This is a genomic window from Sulfurimonas sp., assembly GCF_026196735.1.
Lineage (GTDB): Bacteria > Campylobacterota > Campylobacteria > Campylobacterales > Sulfurimonadaceae > Sulfurimonas.
The window spans coordinates 1-19,816 of record NZ_JAPHUF010000018.1; the positions used below are offsets into that span (position 1 = coordinate 1).

A 19,816-nucleotide genomic window follows, 5' to 3' on the forward strand; every position below is an offset into this window, starting at 1 on the left:
ATCCCGTAAAAGGAACAAGTCCCTTTTGCTCCGCTGGCGCCGCTGTGGCGACTGAAGAATCTCTTTGAGATGGGAAGTGTCTGTGAAAGTGTTATTTAGGAAAACTGTTGACTTTAACAATTATACTTTAATGAGAAATCATTAAACTCACTCAAATTGACTATTGCAGTCAAGTCTAAGTGCATTTCGATGAATTTAGACTTGATTGTCTAGGTGGCTATAGAGAGAGGGAAACGCCTGGTCCCATTCCGAACCCAGAAGCTAAGCCTCTCATCGCTGATAATACTTATCCTTTCAGGATTGGAAATGTAGGTCGCTGCCTAGTTGGTCAATTTATTCTTACACACACTTTTTCATTTACTTATCGTTACAAAAAAACTCATGTACGAAAGTACACTTCGTTTATTCGTGTCTCAATTAAATAAAAAATTGTATGTAATTAACTTCTTTGTACAAATCAAAAACTAATCTTTAAAATGCTATCATTTTATATATTATATTTAAGGCATGCAATGAAATATATATTTACCCTATTGGCTACACTACTATTATTTACAGGATGTGGTTCTACATATACAACTCCAATCCCTAACGGTAAGATAGAAAATAAAGACATAGTTATTACAGCCAGAGACGGTAGTTTTACAATAAGCGGAGAGTTTGAGACTCCTTTTGTAAGTGAAGTGCATTACCACTCTTTTAACAAAAGTGGAACTAAGCTTATCAAAGGCTATAACCGTGCGCTTGGATTTAATGCTAAGCATGTAATGGTTAAGCTACCTAATAACGATAAAGAGCTTTACGGTGTGTTGGCTTTAGATAATGCTGACAACAGAGGTATTGGAGCCGGAACAAAATCTTATAAAATAATTATTCCGCAAGCATATATTGATGCAGCTAAAGATGGAAAAATATCAGTAGTATATGAGTACTATCATCTTAAAAATGATGAACTTACAGATTTAAGTGAAGTTAAGAAGTACTCTTGGATTCTTTGGTTCTCCGATGAGGATGTGTTCAATTGAAAAAGATAATCTTATTTAGTATACTTGCCATCAGTTTAAATGCTGATTTAACTACAGATGACACTACGCGTTTTTTTGGCGGATATTCGCAAAATGAAGTTAAGTTAATCAAATCAGATACATATACAGCACCTCTAGTAGTGACCGAAGAAGTTTTTAATGCTAAAAGTTCAGATGACATAGACAGAGTTGTCCAAGAGCAACAAAAAGCAGATATAGCAAGCGGAAAAACAGCAAAAGAATTTCTACAAGACTCAAGCGGACATCTCTTTGGCGGTCTCAGTGAAAACAAAATAAATCTACTTGGACAATAAACTTAGCCCTAAATTAAGGCATTGTCTAAGTAGTACACTTCTAAAGACTCTTTGCATATCAATATAACACAGATTTATAACAAAAGTGTTACAGAACTACACGATGTTATATTTTTATCACAAATCGTAATCTCAAGCCTACATAACGATAATAATTTTTAAATATAGAAATTACTTATAAAATCAGCCTTATTTGCCTATATTATATGTAATTATTATTTTATTTATATTTTTTATTTATATTTATAGCTGTTTTGATAATACTATTTAGTTTTTCTTATGGCTGCTAACTATTCGTTTAAGATTTAGTTAAAAATTAACCACCTATAATACTTCTATTCTAAAATACTCGTAGGAGAGAAAATGAAAAGAACAATTAAATTAGCAGTGGTAGCTGCATTAGCTTTAGGTGCAACTTCTGCATTTGCAACAAACGGTTCAACAATGATAGGAATCGGTGCTAAGTCTCGTGCAATGGGTGGTGTTGGTATAGCTACTGGTTTTGGTGCTGAATCAGGCATCAATAATCCGGCTTTAATTACTACTATTAAAGGTGATAATGAAGTATCATTTGGTGGTACTGTTTTTATGCCAGATATTGAAGTTCAAGCTAGTACAACTAACCTACCTAGTGGATCTGTTGGTGCTGAACAAACTAGTGATTCAGACTTTTTTGTTATTCCAACTGTATCTTTAGCTAGTAAGATTAATGATAACTGGTACTGGGGTATCGGTATGTGGGGTACTGGTGGTTTAGGTGTTGATTATAGAGATGTAACAGAAAATACATTTAGTATGGTAACAGCACTTCAAACTATGCAATTTGGTCTACCAATAGCATATACTAATAGCGGTTTTAGCATTGGTGTTACGCCGATTGTTCAATACTCATCATTAGATATTCAATATACTCAACCAGCTGATTTTATAATTCCTGGTGATGATGGCGAGATTGGTTCTGGTGTTGCTCAAGATATAGCTTTAGGTTTAAATCTTGGTGTAGCTTATGAAACAGATGGTTTAACTTTTGGTGCTATGTATAAATCTGAAATCAAGTTCGATACAAAAGATGTAATGAATACTGCATTGGATGGTTTTGGTGTTGGACCTTCTTCTGGTGGTACTACAATCAATGAAATGGCTACACCGGCAGAAATGGGTGTAGGTGTAAGTTATACAATGAACGAGCACACAGTAGCGCTTGACTATAAAAATATTAACTGGGAAGATGCTGAGGGTTATAAAGATTTTGGTTGGGAAGATCAAGATGTAATTGCAATCGGTTATGAGTATGCAACTGATGGTTGGGCTCTTCGCGCAGGTTACCAATATGCTGAGTCCGCTGTTCAAGATAATAGTGGAAAAAATTTAGCAATTGATGCAACTCATGCTACAGCTATGGCTGGAATGGGTATTACTGGAACTTCTTTAACAAACACATTTAACCTACTTGGTTTCCCTGGCACTCAAGAGTCTCACATATCTTTTGGTGGCACTTATGCATTTAATGAGACACTGTCTATGGATTTAGCTGTAGTATATGGTTTAGAAAACACTGAAACATTTAAAGGCTTTACGGGTGAAGATATTAAAAGTACTCACTCTGAGCAAAGTTACAGTGTTCAAGTTAACTACGCTTTCTAAGAAATTTATTTCTTAATTTCTACATGTCGTCCTTTGGGACGGCATATTTCTTTCAAAAAACAATCAAATTATACTTTTGGCTATTTAAAATAACAAAACAATCAAATTATAAGTTAAAACAATACTTCTATATATACCAATTTAAGCTGAGAGTGCTTAATAAATCCTAATAATTCAGACAAATTACAGATTTGTATGATATAATTATTCAGATTTTTGTGATAATTGTATCACACGATTAAGTTAAATCAAAAGGAAACTTATGTTAAAAAGAATACTAATAGGATTGTCTCCTATTTTAATTGCAACTATGTTTAGTGGTTGTACGATGATGAAAATGGGTGTAGCGTATATGGGGTTTCCATCAGAGGCACAAACTGCTTATGCGGAAATGATGGGCAATCTGTCTAAGACAGGTGATCCGGCTCAAGCTATGATGAAAGAGTGGAAAGTTGCTGATGATGTTAGCGAAGAAGATGTATTTGAAGCTATGAGAGAGTATGCCGGTGAATACAACATGAGATTTGTTGGCGAGAAAAACATGTTTACAATCGAAAATGGAAAACCTGATGAAATAGTACACGCTAGAATCGGTGAATTTTGTTCTTTAAGTATTGCTAAGAAAATGTTCAACCACTCTCGTTATTATGGTGGTTTTATGCCATGTAGAATTGTGTATGTAGAGTATGGAAATGGTGATAGATATCTTATCTCTATGGATATGACACTTGCGCTTTACGGTGGAACAGATAAAAAACCAATTAGTCCAGATTTACTTGAAGATATGAAATCTGTTAAAACGGCTATGGAAGAGATTCCACGCATGGCTGCAGCAGGTGAGTAGCAACTAGCTAACCTGTCATTTTAAGAATTCTCCCTGTTATATTTTCACGCTTTTGCGTGAAAATCTTCTTATATCCCACTTTAATCAAAAAAAATAATTTAAATAATTAATATTACAAATTATAAACTTGTATGATATAATATTTACAGATTCTTTGTGATAAAAGTATCACGCGATGAATTTAAATCATAAAGGAACAGCATGCTCAAAATAGTTATGAAAACAGCGGTTTTATTATCGTTAACTGTAACGATGGCATTTGCTTATGAAGCTATCAGATTAAATGTATCTGAGGGAGATGTAAAAGAGAGAAATGCTGCATTTAACGAAATCTTGGAAGTTGACTTAGAAGATGCAGGTTTTACACCAAAAGATATTCACCCTGGTATTGAGTTTTGGTATGGTAAATTTTATGGTACAAAACTATTAGACAACGGTAAAGCAAATCCTCAATTTAAAGATGACTATGTTGCCAATTTGGACAACCTTGGATTTATCACAATTTCAAATGAAGAGGCTATGCTTCCTCTACTTTTAAAGGAACCAAAGCTTGGCGGTTTTGCTCCACTTAATTATCTTATTTATAAAAAAAAGAGTGAAAATAAGACTTATGTCGGTACTTTAACTCCTCAAGCTATGTTAGATATAACCGGTGTTAAAGATCCAGAGGTAAGAAAATCTTTTACTAAAATGATTGATGCTTTATCTGATGCTACTGATGAGGGTATGGGCGGGGAAGTTGAGTATATTGAGATAGATAAACTTAATGACAAGACTATGATGGAGTTTGAAATTCCCTTTGACAGAGGTAATGATATTTTATATGCTAAATTTGATTTTATGGATAAATTTGAAAAAGCATTTGAGAATGAAGAGTATATCATTGCCGGCAAAAGAGACTTTGTTGAGTATTGGGATGATGAAGATATGGAGCATGATAGATTTGATGCTTATTGGGTTTATTCTCTTTGTCATTTTACATTTTCGTACACAGTATTTAATGTATGGCAGTATCCAGTGCTAGGTGTTTCTGCTCCATGTTCAATGTACATGTATTTAGAAAAAGATTCTAATACTTTAAAAATTGGTATGCCAAGCGTAAATAACTGGATAACATTTGGAAAAATTACAGATCCAAAGAAAATTAAATTTATAAAAGCTATGGACGATAAAATAAGAGAAATAATGATTAGTTTAGGAGCAAAAGAGGTATGAAAAAATTATTGACAGCTTTTTTTGGTGTAATGATTTTAACTTTTTTTGGTTGCACTACTAAAAGCGCTAGTGTTCAAGCTGTTAGTGAGCCAACAGGTGATTCGTTTACATACTTTCAAGGTGCGTACATTGATGCCGATACAGCAGCTTCAAAACTTGAAGCAGCAGGGTTTGAGATAGTGGCAAGCTATAAGTCGATTGAAAAAGCCAAAACAATAATTTTTACATGCCCAACATTAAAAGCTGAAGCTGCTAGACCCGGTCGTGCTTATGCTGCTGTTATGCGTATGTTTATAGATGAGAAAGAACAAACTATCAGTATTACCAATCCGGTTTATTTTGCAAGAGCATATATGCAGGAGTATTATAATCATGCTAAGTTTTCTGCAGTAGCAGATAAAATAAAGTCTGTCTTTAGCGGACTTAAAAACTCTCCTGATAAAATGAAGTATGCAGATTTGGCAAATTTTCATTTTTCAATCGGTATGCCTAAATACAAAGACCAAGAAGTTATTGGCAGGGGATCAAATGCTGATTTGCTTGCCAAAGCTAAAGCATACAAAAAAGGTAAAAACTTTGTGTTTGAACTTAAACTTTCTGAGACATCAACACTTATCGGATATGCTCTTGGCAGCGGTACTACAAGATTTCCTAAAAAGATTGGACGCGCAAATGCCGGACTATTACCTTGGAGTATATCTATAGAAAATTCAAAAGCTAAGATTTTAAAAGGCGAATACTATATCGCTTTAAACTATCCATTACTTGATATGGATGGATTTATGGGGATTATGAGTACACCGGATTCTGTTATCAAAGATTTAACAAAACCTTTTAAGAAGTAGTTAGCGCGGAGCAATAAAGTCTAAATAGAGTGTAATGACTATATCATTACAACTTCTCTATCTCCCTCTTTTATCTCACCTATTAGGTAAGAACCTTCTGCTTTGCCTAAAACAGTATCAACATTTCTATCCTCAACTACAAGTACCATACCGACACCCATATTGAATGCTCTAAACATTTCATCAGGATCTACATGTTTACTCATTAGCTCAAAGATAGGAAGAACTTTTATAGCATCTTTTTTGACCTCTGCCATTAAATTCTCAGGAAGAACGCGAGGCAAGTTTTCGATAATTCCGCCACCGGTAATATGCGCCATTGCTACAATCTCGTTTTTTAAGGCTTTAAAAGTTTTAACATAAATGTTTGTAGGTTCTAAAAGAGTTTCTATTAGAGGTTTACCATTGAAATCATCTTGAAATTTCATAGCCATTTTTTCAAAGAGAACCTTTCTAGCTAGAGAGAAGCCATTTGAGTGAAGTCCAGAACTTGGAAGTGCTATAAGCTTGTGTCCGGCACGAACTAATGAAACTCTATCCATCTCAGATTTCTCAGCTACTCCCACAGCAAAGCCTGCAAGGTCATAATCATCTTCTGAGTACATTCCAGGCATTTCAGCAGTTTCACCGCCGATAAGAGCACATTCGCTTCTTATGCAACCCTCAGCTATGCCTGCAACTACATTGGTAGCCACATTAACATCAAGTTTACCGGTAGCATAGTAGTCTAAAAAGAATGAGGGAGTACCAAAGTTACAAAGTAAATCATTAACGCACATAGCAACTAAGTCAATTCCTACAGTATTATGAATGCCGGAGTCAATTGCTAGTTTTAGTTTTGTGCCAACACCATCGGTTGCGGCAAGCATTACAGGCTCTTTGAATCCGGTAGGAAGTTCAAATGCACCGGCAAATGATCCTATACCACCTAAAACACCCGGAATTTTTGTAGATTTTACTAATGGTTTGATGTTTTCAACAAAACTGTTACCGGCATCTATATCGACACCGGCATCTTTATAACTAATTTGGCTCATTTAATGGCTCCATACTATTTTTATCTCATAAAGTTCGAGCAAAGTCCAAACCTTATTCAGTCACTAAAGCTTCACCTACGGTGAGATAAAGTTCTACTAACTTTTTAGTGTGGAATTATATCTTATTGGAGCATAAATCAAGTTTAGGAATTTTTATCTCCAAACATGTCATAGTATAAAGCTGTTGCCCAGCCGTATATAGAATTCCCATTTGTTTTACCGTCTTTTTTCCAGTCTTCACTGCTTAGTGTTCCGGCAAAATCAAATGCTTTAGTCTTTTTGTCATATGAGTATTGAGTATAAATGTAGATAGCTTTTTCAGGTGCGGTAGATATGGCTGAAAAACAGGTTGTGGTTGGAGGTTCCCAAGCTAATACAGCTGTTTTGTTGATTCTTTGTGCAATGTTTTGAGCGACGATTAAGCCTTCAGAGTTTGCAGTGTTTCCTGACTTTGAAAAGCCCATTGGGCGAGCATCGCCGGTAATGAAAACATTTTTTGCACCAACGGCTTCATATGTTAAAGGGTTGATATTTCCTTCCATCATATTTTTAGCATCTTTTGCTAAGCCAACTCTCTCTAAGATTTTAGCACCTCTTACATGTGGATAAAAAGATGCATCTTCAAACTCAAACTCGTCAAATTCGGTATATACGATTTTATTATTTAAATCAATTTCATTGATAGGAGAGCTAGGAAGATATTCAAGATAATCAGCATAAAGCTCATCAAATGCACTTTGAAAACCTTTCTCTTTAATAGTAATTGTGTTGTTCTCATCAAGTAAAATAACTTTACCTTTTATCTTGTTTTGTTTAAAGTACTCAGCAACTATGCAAGCTCTTTCATATGGAGCAGGAAGGCATCTGTAATTTCCAGAGGGAACAGTCATTATAAAATTTCCACCTTTGAAGTTTAAAATTTTATTTTTTAATGTAATATGCTCAGAACCTGGAATAAAACCAGCCGGATACTCATGTCTGAGTCTATTTTCAAAAGCTATATCTTCTGTCCACCGAGAGTAATCATAGTCAATTCCCGGAGCAAAAACCAGGTAATCATATTTTATATTTCCATTACTAGTTTGTAAGATTTGTTTTTCTTTGTCAAGTCCGATTGCCGTTGCTTGAAAGTAAGTATAGTTGTAGTTTCTAGCAGCTTGGAGGTAATCATGTTTTAAAAACTCAAGCTCAACCTTATCTACTAACCATAAGTTACTGACAGGGCATGATGTGAATTCATGTCTTTGTTCCACTAGGATTACTTCTGCATCCGGAGCAAATACTTTTGTGTTCTTTGCAATTGACAGCCCGGACCACCCACCACCTACAACCACCACTCTAGGTTTATCTGTGTCAGGCAGAGGTGCTTTGTAGTCAGTATCTTGTTTTGGAGTGCTCAAGCTATCGTTATTACCGGCAAAAGCGGAAGTCGCTACTGCTAATCCTGATAACGCCAAAACTTCTCTTCGTGAAATAGCCATGATAAAGCCTTATATATAATTTGTGATTATATTATCATTTTAAGTCTTACCAATTGCTTATTTAGGAGAACACTTCTTACTGATTATGCAGATTGGACAGAATTTAACAAGCCCCGCAATTAGAGGAATTACTCCTAAATAAAACCATGCATTGTCCCAGATAACTGCTACAGCAATGAGTGCTAAGCCTAGTACAATACGAAATTTACTACAAAAGCTTCTTATTTTGTCATAATTCATTTTTCTTCCTTTTATTTTTTGAAATTATATCTATTATTACATGAAATTAATAGACTATTATCAATTAAGGCTTAAATTAATGTAATATTTCAGCTTTTTAAAGCTTTTTAATCCAAATATGCTAAAATCCATTTTAATTAATAAAATAGGAAATTTGAAAATGAAAGAATTTATTTATCCAGAAATGATGATACATGTTCCAGTATGTACAAGTAAAGAAGCAAACGATATTTTAATTATTAGTGATAATGCAGATTTATTAAGTGTAGAGGCAGCTAGACACAGCGAGACCAATGTAAAAGTAATCACATGTAGTTTGAGTGAAATAAGTGCACTTGAAGATAATGCATATGATGTCATAGTATCTGAGATGGCAAGTGATCCAGCACTGTTTTCACAAGTAAACCGTGTTTTAAGAGATGATGGACAGTTTGTCACAACTCATCCTTCTTTAGATGAGGTGGAAGAAAATAAAAACATAATGAAAATGCTTGGAAATTATTTTAAAGTGATTATGCCGTACAATTTAGGCAATGGCTCTACTGCATTACTATCTTCAAAAGAGTATCATCCAACAGCAGATATAAATCTTCATCGTGCGGATATGCTTGATGGATTAAGCTACTACAATTGTGACATTCACCCTGCTGCATTTGCTATGGGTAATTATATAAGAAAAGCTTACTTAGGCAGTATTAAAAACTAATGGCATTTAAGTATGCTATCGCTTTAACCGGAGGAATTGCTACAGGCAAAAGTACCGTAGCATCCCTTCTTGCACTAAATGGTATGAGAGTAATAGACGCAGACAGCATATCTCATGAAATTTTAGATGCTTCTGCTTCTTGGGTAAAAGAAAATTTTGGTGATGAATACATTAACGGTTCAAAAGTTGATAGAGCTAAACTTGGTAGTTTGGTTTTTTCAAATGTTGAGGCCAAAAAGAAACTAGAAGAGTTTTTGCATCCTAAAATAAGAGACGAGATAGAAAAAAGAAGTGTAAAACAGGACAAATTTAAGTTCCCTTACCTTATTGATATACCCTTGTTTTTTGAAAATGGTGCATATGATATAAAAGAGTGTGTGGTTGTTTATACTCCAAGCGAGATTCAGCTTGAGCGGTTTATGAAGAGAAATGGCTACTCAAAAGAGGAATCCTTAAATAGAATAAACTCACAAATGTCTATAGAAGAGAAGAAAAAAAGAGCTACCTGGGTTATAGATAATTCTAAAGATTTAAAGCATCTACAACAAGAGGTTGAAGATTTCGTTGAAAAAATTAAGGCCAAATATTTATGAGGTGCTGTTAATGAAAATAGAGAAATATAGTGCAAACGGAAATGATTTTGTAATTTTTCATTCAGATGTTAAAGAAGATAGAAGTGATCTTGCAAAAGAGATTTGTCATAGACAAAATGGTGTTGGAGCTGATGGGTTAATAGTAATAGTTCCTCACGATAAATGTAATTTTGAATGGCAGTTTTATAACTCTGACGGAAGCAGTGCTGAGATGTGCGGAAATGGAAGTCGTGCTGCTGCTCATTATGCATATAAACATAAACTAGCGCCCAAAAAAATGAACTTTTTAACGCTAGCGGGTGTAATTAGTGCAGAAGTTGACGAAAATATGGTTTTAAGTGAACTAACTCCTCCAGAAGTTTTAGAAACCGAGATTGAGCATAATAATAAATCTTGGTGGCTTGTAAATACAGGTGTACCTCACTTGGTAAATATTACAGATAATATAGAAGATTTTGATATCAATGAAGCAAGAGAGCTTAGATATAAATATAATGCAAATGTAAACATAGTTTTTGTTGATGAAAATAAAAATATTAAAGTTAGAACTTATGAACGCGGTGTTGAAGATGAGACTCTAGCATGCGGAACAGGAATGGCGGCAGGCTTTTACAGAGTATATATGGAAAAAAAAGTTGATAATAATATAGAAGTCTATCCAAGAAGCGGAGATACTCTTTATTTGGGTATGAATGATAAAACGATTACTTTTCGTGGAGAAGTTAGAAATACTTTTTCAGCAGAGTACAATCCCGAATAAATCGGGATTAAAGACCGGCAGCCTCAACTATTTTTCCTTGATGGTCTGCAATAAGAGGTTCTATAACTTCATCAAGAAGTCCACCATGCATAATCTCATTTAGTCTGTATAGTGTTAGAGTAATTCTATGGTCACTAATACGATTTTGTGGATAATTGTATGTACGAATTCTTCCACTTCTGTCTCCCGTTCCAACTTGAGCAGAGCGCTGAGCACTATCTTTTGCTTGTGCTTCTTGCATCTCTAAGTCATAAAGTCTGGCTTTTAGAACTTTCATGGCTTTTTCTCTGTTTTTATGTTGAGATTTTTGGTCTTGATTTGTTACAACCAAGCCAGTTGGCAAGTGAGTTATACGAACAGCAGAATCTGTAGTATTTACACTCTGTCCTCCACAGCCAGATGAACGCATAACATCGATTTTAAGGTCATTCTCATTTATTTCAATTTCTACATCATCAACTTCAGGCATAACCGCAACAGTAATTGCTGAGGTATGGACACGCCCTTGTGATTCTGTTGCCGGAACACGCTGCACTCTATGTGTTCCGCCTTCATATTTCAACCTGCTATAGACCTGATCACCTTTTATAAGCGCAATAACTTCTTTAAAGCCGCCAGCATCTGATGGAGAAGTACTCAAAAGTTCAACTTTCCAGCCTTTAACATCAGCATAGCGAGTATAAGCATCAAAAAGGTCTCCGACAAAAATAGCAGCTTCATCACCACCGGCACCGGCACGAAGCTCAACAATAATATTTCTATCATCGTTGGGATCTTTTGGTAGAAGAAGAAGCTTTATCTCTTCTTCGAGCAGTGGTTTTTTAGGCTCAAGTTCTTTTAACTCTTCTTTTGCCATTTCGCCCATTTCAGGGTCACTAAGCATCTCTTTAGTATCAGCGATATCAGCAATTAAAGCTTTATATTCTTTTGCTTTTTCAACGATTGGTAAAAGTGAAGATTGTTCTTTTGAAAGTTCTGTCATCCTTTTGATGTCAGAAGTTATGTCAGGAGAACTTAGCAGTTGGCTAAGTTCATTATAACGGGTGATAAACGGGGTAAGTTTATCGGCTAACATTAACTGTTAACCTTATATTGCGTTTACAGCTCTGTGTAGACGACTTATTTTTCTAGCAGCAGTCTCTTTTTTCAAGATACCTTTGCTTACAAATTTTTGAATTTGTTTGTTTGCTACTGTCATTGCTGATGTAGCGTCTTCTTTGTTCCCTGCTTCAACTGCAGAACGAACATCCTTAACGATGTTTTTAAGACGAGTTCTATAGAAACGATTACGCTCTGTACGAACGATAGTTTGGCGAATTCTCTTAATTGATGACTTGTGATTTGCCATGTATGAGTCCTTCTCATAAAAATTTAGTGCAGAATATTAGCTTAAATATAATTAAAATTAAGTTAAAGCCAAGGTAAATAGCAATAATTTCAACTTAATGAATTAATTATGTTAAAATACAGGACTTTAAATTATGGAATATGTATGAAATTATTTGGAACTGATGGAGTTAGAGGCGAAGCCGGTACTTTTTTAACAGCCGGACTTGCAATGAAAGTTGCAATGGCAGCGGGGATTTATTTTAAAGCTCATTCTAAAACTAATAAAATTTTAGTCGGAAAAGATACTCGCAGAAGCGGCTACATGATAGAAAATGCTATAGTCAGCGGTTTAACTGCTATTGGCTATGATGTAATTCAGATAGGACCTATGCCTACACCTGCAATTGCTTTTATTACAGAAAATATGCGTTGTGATGCCGGTATTATGATCAGTGCATCCCATAACTCTTATGAAGATAACGGAATAAAGTTTTTTGACGGTTGTGGAGATAAGCTCTCAGAGAGTGTCGAAAAAGAGATAGAAAATATTTATCTTAATGAAGACAAACTTCTAGAAGCACAAACAAGAGCAAAAAATATTGGTAAAGCTAAAAGAATCGATGATGTTGTCGGTCGTTATATAGTTCAACTTAAAAATTCATTTCCCAGAGATATTTCTCTTGCAAATATGCGAATAGTTTTAGATACTGCAAATGGTGCAGGATATATTGTGGGACCGACAGTATTGGAAGAACTAGGTGCAGAAGTTATAGTGTTGCACAATAAACCAGACGGTTTCAACATAAATCAGGATTGTGGAGCCCTTCATACAAAAGATTTGTGTGAAAGTGTGGTTAAATATAGAGCAGATTTGGGGATAGCACTTGATGGCGATGCAGATAGGCTTGTTATAGTTGATGAAAATGGTGAGGTTGTTGATGGAGATCAGCTTCTTGGTGCACTCGGCTCATATATGAATGATGTCGGCACTTTAAAGGGCGGCGGTATCGTTTCAACCGTTATGAGTAATCAAGGTTTAGAAGATTTTATGAAAGAAAAAGGTTTGAAGCTGTTTCGTTCAGATGTTGGAGACAAAAATGTTCTGCAAATTATGAAAAAAGAGAGCATAAACTTTGGTGGTGAACAGAGCGGACATGTAATCATAAGTGATTATGCAAAAACCGGAGATGGCCTTGTATCTGCGCTTCAAACATTAGCACTTTTGATAAAAACAAATCAAAAAGCATCTCAGGCTCTTCGCCCGTTTAGCTTATACCCTCAAAAACTAACCAACATAAATATAAAAACCAAAAAACCACTTAGTGAAATAGAGGGACTGGATAAAAAATTAAAAGAATTAGATGAAAAAGGTATTCGCCATCTTATTCGTTACTCTGGAACAGAAAACAAACTAAGAGTTTTGTTGGAGTGTAAAGATGCCAAAGAGATGAATCTACATATGGATGATATGATAGAGTTTTTCAAAAAAGTTTTAAATGCATAAAAATAAAACTCTTCGCTTGGTAGTAATACTGTTTTTTACAATAGCAGGTGTTTTTATTGTTGACCAAAACATTAAAACACTTTTTGTGGATGGCTGGAGATACTATACTGATTGTATTGACTTGATTTTGGTTTATAACAAAGGTGTAGCATTTTCGATGTTTGCATTTTTAGATGAGTGGTTGAAATATATCCAGTTGGTACTAATAGCAGGTGTGTTGATATATGTTTTATACCTAAAAGAGGTGTGTTATGCGTTTCCGGCAGGGCTTATGCTCGGTGGTGCTTTTTCAAATGTATATGACAGATTTATTCACGAAGGTGTTGTAGATATGGTCTATTGGCACTGTGGATTTGATTTTGCAGTATTTAATTTTGCGGATGTTATGATTAATGTGGCTGTTGTCTGGTTTTTAATACTACATTTCAAACCAAAACTTTGTAAAAATTAAGCCTAAAGATAGATAAAAGCAGATTTTGGGTAATATTGCTAAAAATAATAGTTAAATAACAGTGTAGTTAAAAACACAAATAAAGGAAATTGATGGAAATCAAAACAAATAAAATTGACGGTGCTAATGCTGAGATAGAAGCAGCAATCCCAAGAGAAGCAATAGATGCAAACTTAGAAAAAATAGCTAAAGAGTTAGCAAAAACAGCTTCAGTTCAAGGTTTTCGTAAAGGCAAAGTTCCTGTATCTGTAGTAAAAAAACAGTATGGTGAAAAGCTTGTTCAAGATGCAGAAGCAGAAGCTCTTCGTGCGGTTTTAAACAAAGGTCTTGATGAGTTGAAAATTGCAATGGAATCATTAATCGGTGAGCCGAATATCTCTAAATTTGTAAAGAGTGATGATAAAATCGATGTTATTGTAAAAGTAGCTCTTAGACCACAAATAGATCTAGGTAAGTACTCTGAAATGGTTGAAGAATTTGATAAGCCAGCAGTAAGTGATGAAGATGTTGAAAAAAGACTTGAGCAGTTAGCTGATTCTCAAGGCAAGTTTGTTGATCTTAAAAGAAAAAGAATGGCAAGAGAAGGCGATAGTGTAATTCTTGATTTTGAAGGTTCAATCGATGGTGAACTATTTGAAGGCGGAGCAGCTAAAGAGTTTGCATTAGTTCTTGGTTCAGGTCAGTTTATCCCAGGTTTTGAAGATCAGGTAATCGGCATGAAAATAGGTGAAGAGAAAATTGTAAAAGTTACTTTTCCTGAGAATTACGGCGGAGAGAAGCTAGCTGGTAAAGATGCTGAATTTAAAGTAACTGTTCATAATATCCAAGAAAAAACAAAAGTAGAGATTGATGACGCTCTTGCTGAGAAAGTGCTTGCAGGACAAGACAATCCTACACTAGAGAACCTAAAAGCTCAAATAAAAGCTCAACTTCAAGCAGAAGCAGTTGCTAAACTTTACAACGAGGATTTAAAACCGGCACTTTTAGAGACTTTTGTTTCTAAAATCAACTTTGATTTACCGGAGTTTGTTGTAGACCAAGAGATAGATGTTTCACTTAACAAAAAAGCTAGCACAATGAGTGAAGAGGAGATACAAGAGCTTCGTGATAACAACGATAAACTAGAAGCACTTCGTGAGACTTTCAGAGATGAAGCGCAAAAAAGTGTAAAAGCAACATTTATCATTGACGCATTAGCTTCTGCAGAGAGCATTAAAGTTGAAGATAATGAAGTAATGCAGACTATTTACTATGAAGCAATGCAGATGGGTCAAGATCCAAAAGAAGCATATGATAAGTACAAAGAAGCTGGTTATTTACCTGCTATTCAAATGTCAATGGTTGAGGATAAAGTTCTTACTCAGATCCTTAACTCAAAGATGAAAGAAGCATAATTAGATGAGTTATATTCCTTATGTAGTTGAGAAAACAGGTCGTGGTGAGCGTTCTTACGATATTTATTCTCGTCTTTTAAAAGATAGAATTATTATGCTTAGCGGCGAAGTTAACGACGCAGTTGCTTCATCAATAGTAGCACAGATGCTATTTTTAGAGGCAGAAGATCCGGAAAAAGATATCTATTTCTACATAAATTCTCCAGGTGGAGTCGTTACTGCCGGAATGGCAATATTTGATACTATGAACTATATCCGCCCGGATATAGCAACAATATGCATAGGCCAAGCTGCATCAATGGGAGCATTCTTGCTTTCAAGCGGTGAGAAGGGTAAAAGATATGCTCTTCCACATGCTAGAATTATGATTCATCAGCCTCTTGGCGGTGCCCAAGGTCAAGCAACAGATATCGCAATTCAGGCTAAAGAAATTCTTCGTATGAAAGAGGAACTTAACGCTATTTTAGCTAAAAATACAGGTCAAAGTATTAAGCAAATCGAAAAAGATACCGATAGAGATAACTTCATGAGTGCTGAAGAATCTGTAAAATATGGTATGATTGATGAAGTATTAGTTAAAAAAGTTAAAAGTAAAGATTAAGGAGTTGATATGGCAGGAGCTTTAAGAAGCAGAACGCGTCGAACAAATAAAGATGCAGATACTTCAAATGGTGTAGACCAAGAGAGTACTATTGATCCTGAAAGTGATTTAGAGGCTTATTCAAAAGAAGTCTTGGCTGCATTAATAAAAGACGGCCTGCCAGCAACACCGAATAATTTTTCACTTTACTTTGATAGACATCTAGAAGATAAAAGCCAAAATACTCGTCAAGAGATAGTCTCGATACTTGAGCTTGAAGAGAGTAATGAAGATGAAAATAGTATTATTTTAGAACAAAATCTTAAAAAAGGTTTTTCATCAGTTAAAAATATTTTGGGAGTTACGGCTAACCTTTATAAAAACATATCTTTAATGACAAAAATACTTGATAAACGAAAGCAAGAGCTTAATGATGATTCACAAAACAAAGATGCAAGAAGTATAGTAGATTCTCTCGAAGCTGATATCTCAAAATTGAGCGGGATTTTGAAAAAGCAAAGCTCTAGCATGAAAATCATGTATGATGAGACTGCGCAAATTGTCAAAAATGTAGAAAATGAGACAATATTTGATAATCAATATGGAGTTTTCAATAAACGAAATCTACTGACAAAAATTGAACAAGAGATAGAACTTATTGGCAAATATAAACACAAAAGTTCTTTGATAATGATAGAGCTTGCTCGTGATCTTAGAGATAGTGTAAATAATGAAAAAGCTATTGCGCTTATGACTAAAACTATTGCTAGACTCCTTCTCAAAACATCAAGAAGAAGTGACATAGTTGCTCATTATGGCGGCGGCGTTTTTGCGATGCTTCTGAAGCACACTGATATTGACAGTGCAAAAAAAGCTAGTGAGAGACTTTGCGAGCTGGTCTCAAATAGTAACTTCTTTTTGGGTGACAGAGAGATACAATTGAAGATTTCTATAGGTATTACAGATATTACAGAGAACAATTCAGTTGAGGAAATTGTTGTTAGTTCGATTGATGGTATTGAAAAAGCATACGAAGACCCAAAAATAGACTTTGCAGTTTTACTTAGAAACACTTAAGAGGTTGATAGAAAATATATATGCAGTTAAATATAGTAGAGTATCCAGATAGTAGATTAAGAGAAAAATCAAAGGCCGTAGAGAAGTTTGATAAAGATTTGCATGAACTTTTAGATGCAATGTATACAATTATGATGAAATCAAATGGAATCGGACTTGCAGCTATTCAAGTTGCACATGCAAAACAGGTTTTGATACTCAATATACCAGATGAAGAAGATGAACAATCAATAGATGACTTAATTGAGATGGTTAACCCTGTTATAACGCATAAAGCCGGGGAAACAACATACCAAGAAGGCTGCTTAAGTGTTCCTAGTTTTTATGAAGATATAAATAGGTTTGAGACTATTACGGTAAACTATCAAGATAGAGACGGTAACACAAAAATCATTGAAGCCAATGGCTTACTTAGTATTGCTATCCAACATGAAATAGACCACTTAAACGGCATACTGTTTATAGATAAACTTTCATACTCTCGCAGAAAAAAGTTTGAAAAAGAGTATAAAAAAGCTCAAAAAGAGAAAAAACTCCAAAATAAATAACTTCTTTTATGACAAAATGTCATATTCTTTCACATGTCAAAATTAAAATAGTAAAATATTAGCAACTTAAAAATAGGTTGCAATCATGAAGATGGTCACATGCGCCACATACGAAGGCATAGATGCTAAAGTTGTACATGTAGAGTCAACTCTCACAAAAGGTTTGCCGTCATTTAGTGTTGTAGGAATGGCAAGCGCGTCCATTAACGAAGCCAAAGAGAGAGTAAAATCTGCACTGCTGAGTAATGATTTTTCATTTCCTCCAAAAAGAATAACGATAAATTTAGCACCCAGTGATATAAAAAAAGAAGGCTCACAATTTGACTTGAGTATGGCTTTGCTTATTGCGTTGGATTATTTACAAAATGATTTGAGTGAATGGTTTGTTTTTGGTGAGTTGGGACTTGACGGAGTCGTTAAAGAAAATATACAACTATATCCGCTTATACTTTCCCTTGCAAATCAAAAACGAATTCAAAAAGCGATGGTTCCGTTTGACTCTCTTGAAAAACTCTCAAAGATTCCGGATGTTGAGTTTTACGGAGTTAAAACTCTTGATGAAGCAATTGAGCTGCTTAAAAATCAAGAGAGTGCCACACCAAATCTGCAACACTCCAAGATAGATTATCCATCCTACATGTCAAACAATGAAGAGTACTATTTTGATGATAAATACACAGAAGATTTTTTGGATGTTAAAGGACAAGAAATCGCTAAAAGAGCAGCTCTTATATCTGCTGCAGGGTTTCATAATATACTTCTTGAGGGAAGTCCCGGTTGTGGCAAAAGTATGATTGCTCAGAGACTCAGATATATATTGCCGCCATTAAGCAGTGATGATATTTTGGATATTGCAAAACTTGATGCACTTGAAGCAAAAGAGCCTGAGTTTAAGCCTCTTCGCTCTTTTCGCGCCCCTCATCACTCCTCAACAAGTGCAAGTATATTTGGAGGTGGAAGTCATAAAGCCCGTATTGGAGAAGTTGGTTTGGCACACAGAGGGATTCTGTTTTTCGATGAACTGCCGCACTTTTCCAAGGGTGTCTTAGAAGCTCTCAGAGAACCTCTGCAAGATAATAAAATAAGAATATCCAGAGTAAATGCAAAGGTTGAATACCCCGCAGATTTTCTTTTTGTAAGTGCTATGAACCCATGTCCTTGCGGCAATCTCTTAAATGATGCTAAGGAGTGTAGATGTAGTGAGTTAGAGATTCAAAGATATAAAAACAGACTCTCTGATCCATTTCTAGATAGGATAGATTTGAGCGTTGTAATGCAACATGTAAATTCAAACGACACAGCCGGCATAAGCTCAAAAGAGATGCACGAAAAAGTTATAGAAGTTCACAAAAGAGTGAAAAACAGAGGACAAAGAAATTTTACAGCAAAGCTGTGTGATGCTGATATAGAGAAGTTTTGTATGCTAAATTCTGAGGCACAAGATGTTTTAGATATAGCAGTTGATAGATTTGCACTCTCTTTTAGAAGTATAAAAAAGATTCAAAAAGTAAGCAGGACTATCGCTGATTTAGATAACAGCGAAATAATAGAAAAAAGTCATATTTTAGAGGCTTTGAGTTATAGAAGAAGAGGTTAGGGTCTTGCCCTAACCGAAAAATAGCTGCTTTATAGACTAAAAATCATCTTCTGATTTTAAGATACCTTGTATCTCTATATTTAGTTTTACTATTTCGCTAACAACAACTCCGCCTGCTTCTAACGCTTGATTCCAAGTGATATTGTAATCTCGTCTGTCAATTTTTCCGCTTAGGCTAAGACCTGCTCTTTGTTTTCCCCATGGGTCTGTCACTGTACCGCCAAATTCATACTCAAGCTCAACATCTTTTGTTATGCCTTTTATGGTTAATTTTCCATAGGCTTTATCACCTTTGACTCTATCAAGAACAAAAGTAACTTGCGGGTACTCCTCAGCATTGAAAATTTCACTTGATTTTAGGTGTGCATCTCTTCTTTCAATATTTGTATTTATTGACTCAACATCCATCTCTCCACTTAAAGCTACAAGTTTGTTTGTCTCATCTTCTAACTCAAAACTTCCCTCAAAGCTCTGAAACTCTCCATTTACGGTACTAATCATCATGTGTTTCACAGAAAATGTAACATTAGTGTGAGAAGGGTCAACTTTATACTCACCACCAAACAACGAACTTGCTCCTAAGAGCATCGATACAATTATCAGTTGCAACTTTTTCATCTTTCAATCCTTCA

The 19,816-nt window shown here is 35.0% G+C and carries 22 protein-coding genes and 1 rRNA gene; 17 read left to right on the top strand and 6 right to left on the bottom strand.

All coding sequences use genetic code 11. The features are described from left to right. Positions 1–209: 209 nt before the first annotated feature. The 7 genes from rrf (at position 210) to OQK60_RS10205 (ending at position 5,887) form a co-directional block, all read left to right on the top strand. Positions 210–325: ribosomal RNA gene (rrf, locus tag OQK60_RS10175) — 5S ribosomal RNA — on the top strand. Positions 326–512: 187 nt separating this feature from the next. After that, the gene (locus OQK60_RS10180) at positions 513–1,025 is read left to right on the top strand and encodes a hypothetical protein (protein ID WP_297686678.1); all 513 of its coding nucleotides are present in this window, start codon (positions 513–515) and stop codon (positions 1,023–1,025) included. Then, complete coding sequence (locus OQK60_RS10185; protein ID WP_297686680.1) at positions 1,022–1,339, top strand: hypothetical protein; 318 nt, start codon at positions 1,022–1,024, stop codon at positions 1,337–1,339. Before OQK60_RS10180 ends, OQK60_RS10185 begins: the two co-directional genes overlap by 4 nt. 363 nt (positions 1,340–1,702) lie before the next feature. Next, positions 1,703–2,983, top strand: coding sequence for an outer membrane protein transport protein (locus OQK60_RS10190; RefSeq protein ID WP_297686682.1), 1,281 nt, complete (start codon positions 1,703–1,705; stop codon positions 2,981–2,983). A gap of 262 nt (positions 2,984–3,245) precedes the next feature. Further along, a complete protein-coding gene (locus OQK60_RS10195) occupies positions 3,246–3,827 on the top strand; it encodes a DUF302 domain-containing protein (RefSeq protein WP_297686684.1) in 582 nt (193 codons plus the stop codon). A 201-nt stretch (positions 3,828–4,028) separates the two neighbouring features. Continuing rightward, positions 4,029–5,042, top strand: a complete 1,014-nt coding sequence (locus tag OQK60_RS10200) for a hypothetical protein (RefSeq protein ID WP_297686686.1) — start codon at positions 4,029–4,031, stop codon at positions 5,040–5,042. Beyond that, complete coding sequence (locus OQK60_RS10205; RefSeq protein ID WP_297686689.1) at positions 5,039–5,887, top strand: hypothetical protein; 849 nt, start codon at positions 5,039–5,041, stop codon at positions 5,885–5,887. Before OQK60_RS10200 ends, OQK60_RS10205 begins: the two co-directional genes overlap by 4 nt. Positions 5,888–5,925: 38 nt before the next feature. On the opposite strand, the gene purM is transcribed toward OQK60_RS10205, so the two are convergent. The 3 genes from purM to OQK60_RS10220 all read right to left on the bottom strand — a co-directional run bounded on the left by purM (position 5,926) and on the right by OQK60_RS10220 (position 8,645). Then, the gene (gene purM, locus OQK60_RS10210) at positions 5,926–6,924 is read right to left on the bottom strand and encodes a phosphoribosylformylglycinamidine cyclo-ligase (RefSeq protein ID WP_297686691.1); all 999 of its coding nucleotides are present in this window, start codon (positions 6,922–6,924) and stop codon (positions 5,926–5,928) included. Positions 6,925–7,067: 143 nt separating this feature from the next. Continuing rightward, entirely contained in the window at positions 7,068–8,405 is a 1,338-nt protein-coding gene (locus OQK60_RS10215) for an FCSD flavin-binding domain-containing protein (protein WP_297686693.1), read from the bottom strand. A 57-nt stretch (positions 8,406–8,462) separates the two neighbouring features. Next, entirely contained in the window at positions 8,463–8,645 is a 183-nt protein-coding gene (locus OQK60_RS10220) for a DUF2892 domain-containing protein (RefSeq protein WP_297686695.1), read from the bottom strand. A gap of 160 nt (positions 8,646–8,805) precedes the next feature. On the opposite strand from OQK60_RS10220, the gene OQK60_RS10225 reads away from it, so the two are divergent. The 3 genes from OQK60_RS10225 to dapF are packed head-to-tail and all read left to right on the top strand — an operon-like array spanning position 8,806 to position 10,704. Continuing rightward, positions 8,806–9,351, top strand: a complete 546-nt coding sequence (locus OQK60_RS10225; RefSeq protein WP_297686697.1) for a spermidine synthase — start codon at positions 8,806–8,808, stop codon at positions 9,349–9,351. Next, positions 9,351–9,944 carry a dephospho-CoA kinase gene (coaE, locus tag OQK60_RS10230; protein ID WP_297686699.1) on the top strand — a complete coding sequence of 198 codons (594 nt, stop codon included), beginning with the start codon at positions 9,351–9,353 and terminating at the stop codon, positions 9,942–9,944. Before OQK60_RS10225 ends, coaE begins: the two co-directional genes overlap by 1 nt. 10 nt (positions 9,945–9,954) lie before the next feature. After that, positions 9,955–10,704 (top strand): diaminopimelate epimerase, encoded by a 750-nt coding sequence (gene dapF / locus OQK60_RS10235; protein WP_297686702.1) that lies wholly within the window; start codon positions 9,955–9,957, stop codon positions 10,702–10,704. Positions 10,705–10,711: 7 nt separating this feature from the next. On the opposite strand, the gene prfA is transcribed toward dapF, so the two are convergent. Then, a complete protein-coding gene (prfA, locus tag OQK60_RS10240; protein WP_297686704.1) occupies positions 10,712–11,779 on the bottom strand; it encodes a peptide chain release factor 1 in 1,068 nt (355 codons plus the stop codon). Between the two features lie 12 nt (positions 11,780–11,791). Continuing rightward, positions 11,792–12,052 (bottom strand): 30S ribosomal protein S20, encoded by a 261-nt coding sequence (rpsT, locus tag OQK60_RS10245; protein ID WP_297686705.1) that lies wholly within the window; start codon positions 12,050–12,052, stop codon positions 11,792–11,794. 144 nt (positions 12,053–12,196) lie between these two features. Between rpsT and glmM the strand changes: the two genes are divergently transcribed. The 7 genes from glmM to OQK60_RS10280 all read left to right on the top strand — a co-directional run bounded on the left by glmM (position 12,197) and on the right by OQK60_RS10280 (position 19,184). Beyond that, complete coding sequence (glmM, locus tag OQK60_RS10250) at positions 12,197–13,537, top strand: phosphoglucosamine mutase (RefSeq protein ID WP_297686707.1); 1,341 nt, start codon at positions 12,197–12,199, stop codon at positions 13,535–13,537. Further along, positions 13,530–13,988 carry a signal peptidase II gene (gene lspA, locus OQK60_RS10255; RefSeq protein WP_297686709.1) on the top strand — a complete coding sequence of 153 codons (459 nt, stop codon included), beginning with the start codon at positions 13,530–13,532 and terminating at the stop codon, positions 13,986–13,988. Before glmM ends, lspA begins: the two co-directional genes overlap by 8 nt. A 92-nt stretch (positions 13,989–14,080) precedes the next feature. Then, positions 14,081–15,382, top strand: coding sequence for a trigger factor (gene tig / locus OQK60_RS10260; protein WP_297686711.1), 1,302 nt, complete (start codon positions 14,081–14,083; stop codon positions 15,380–15,382). Between the two features lie 4 nt (positions 15,383–15,386). Beyond that, complete coding sequence (gene clpP, locus OQK60_RS10265; protein ID WP_297686713.1) at positions 15,387–15,983, top strand: ATP-dependent Clp endopeptidase proteolytic subunit ClpP; 597 nt, start codon at positions 15,387–15,389, stop codon at positions 15,981–15,983. Positions 15,984–15,992: 9 nt separating this feature from the next. After that, complete coding sequence (locus OQK60_RS10270) at positions 15,993–17,039, top strand: GGDEF domain-containing protein (RefSeq protein WP_297686715.1); 1,047 nt, start codon at positions 15,993–15,995, stop codon at positions 17,037–17,039. Positions 17,040–17,059: 20 nt separating this feature from the next. Beyond that, on the top strand, positions 17,060–17,587 hold the full coding sequence (def, locus tag OQK60_RS10275; protein WP_297686717.1) for a peptide deformylase: 528 nt from the start codon (positions 17,060–17,062) through the stop codon (positions 17,585–17,587). Between the two features lie 85 nt (positions 17,588–17,672). After that, entirely contained in the window at positions 17,673–19,184 is a 1,512-nt protein-coding gene (locus OQK60_RS10280) for a YifB family Mg chelatase-like AAA ATPase (protein WP_297686719.1), read from the top strand. Between the two features lie 36 nt (positions 19,185–19,220). On the opposite strand, the gene OQK60_RS10285 is transcribed toward OQK60_RS10280, so the two are convergent. Continuing rightward, complete coding sequence (locus OQK60_RS10285; RefSeq protein ID WP_297686721.1) at positions 19,221–19,802, bottom strand: YceI family protein; 582 nt, start codon at positions 19,800–19,802, stop codon at positions 19,221–19,223. Positions 19,803–19,816: the final 14 nt, after the last annotated feature.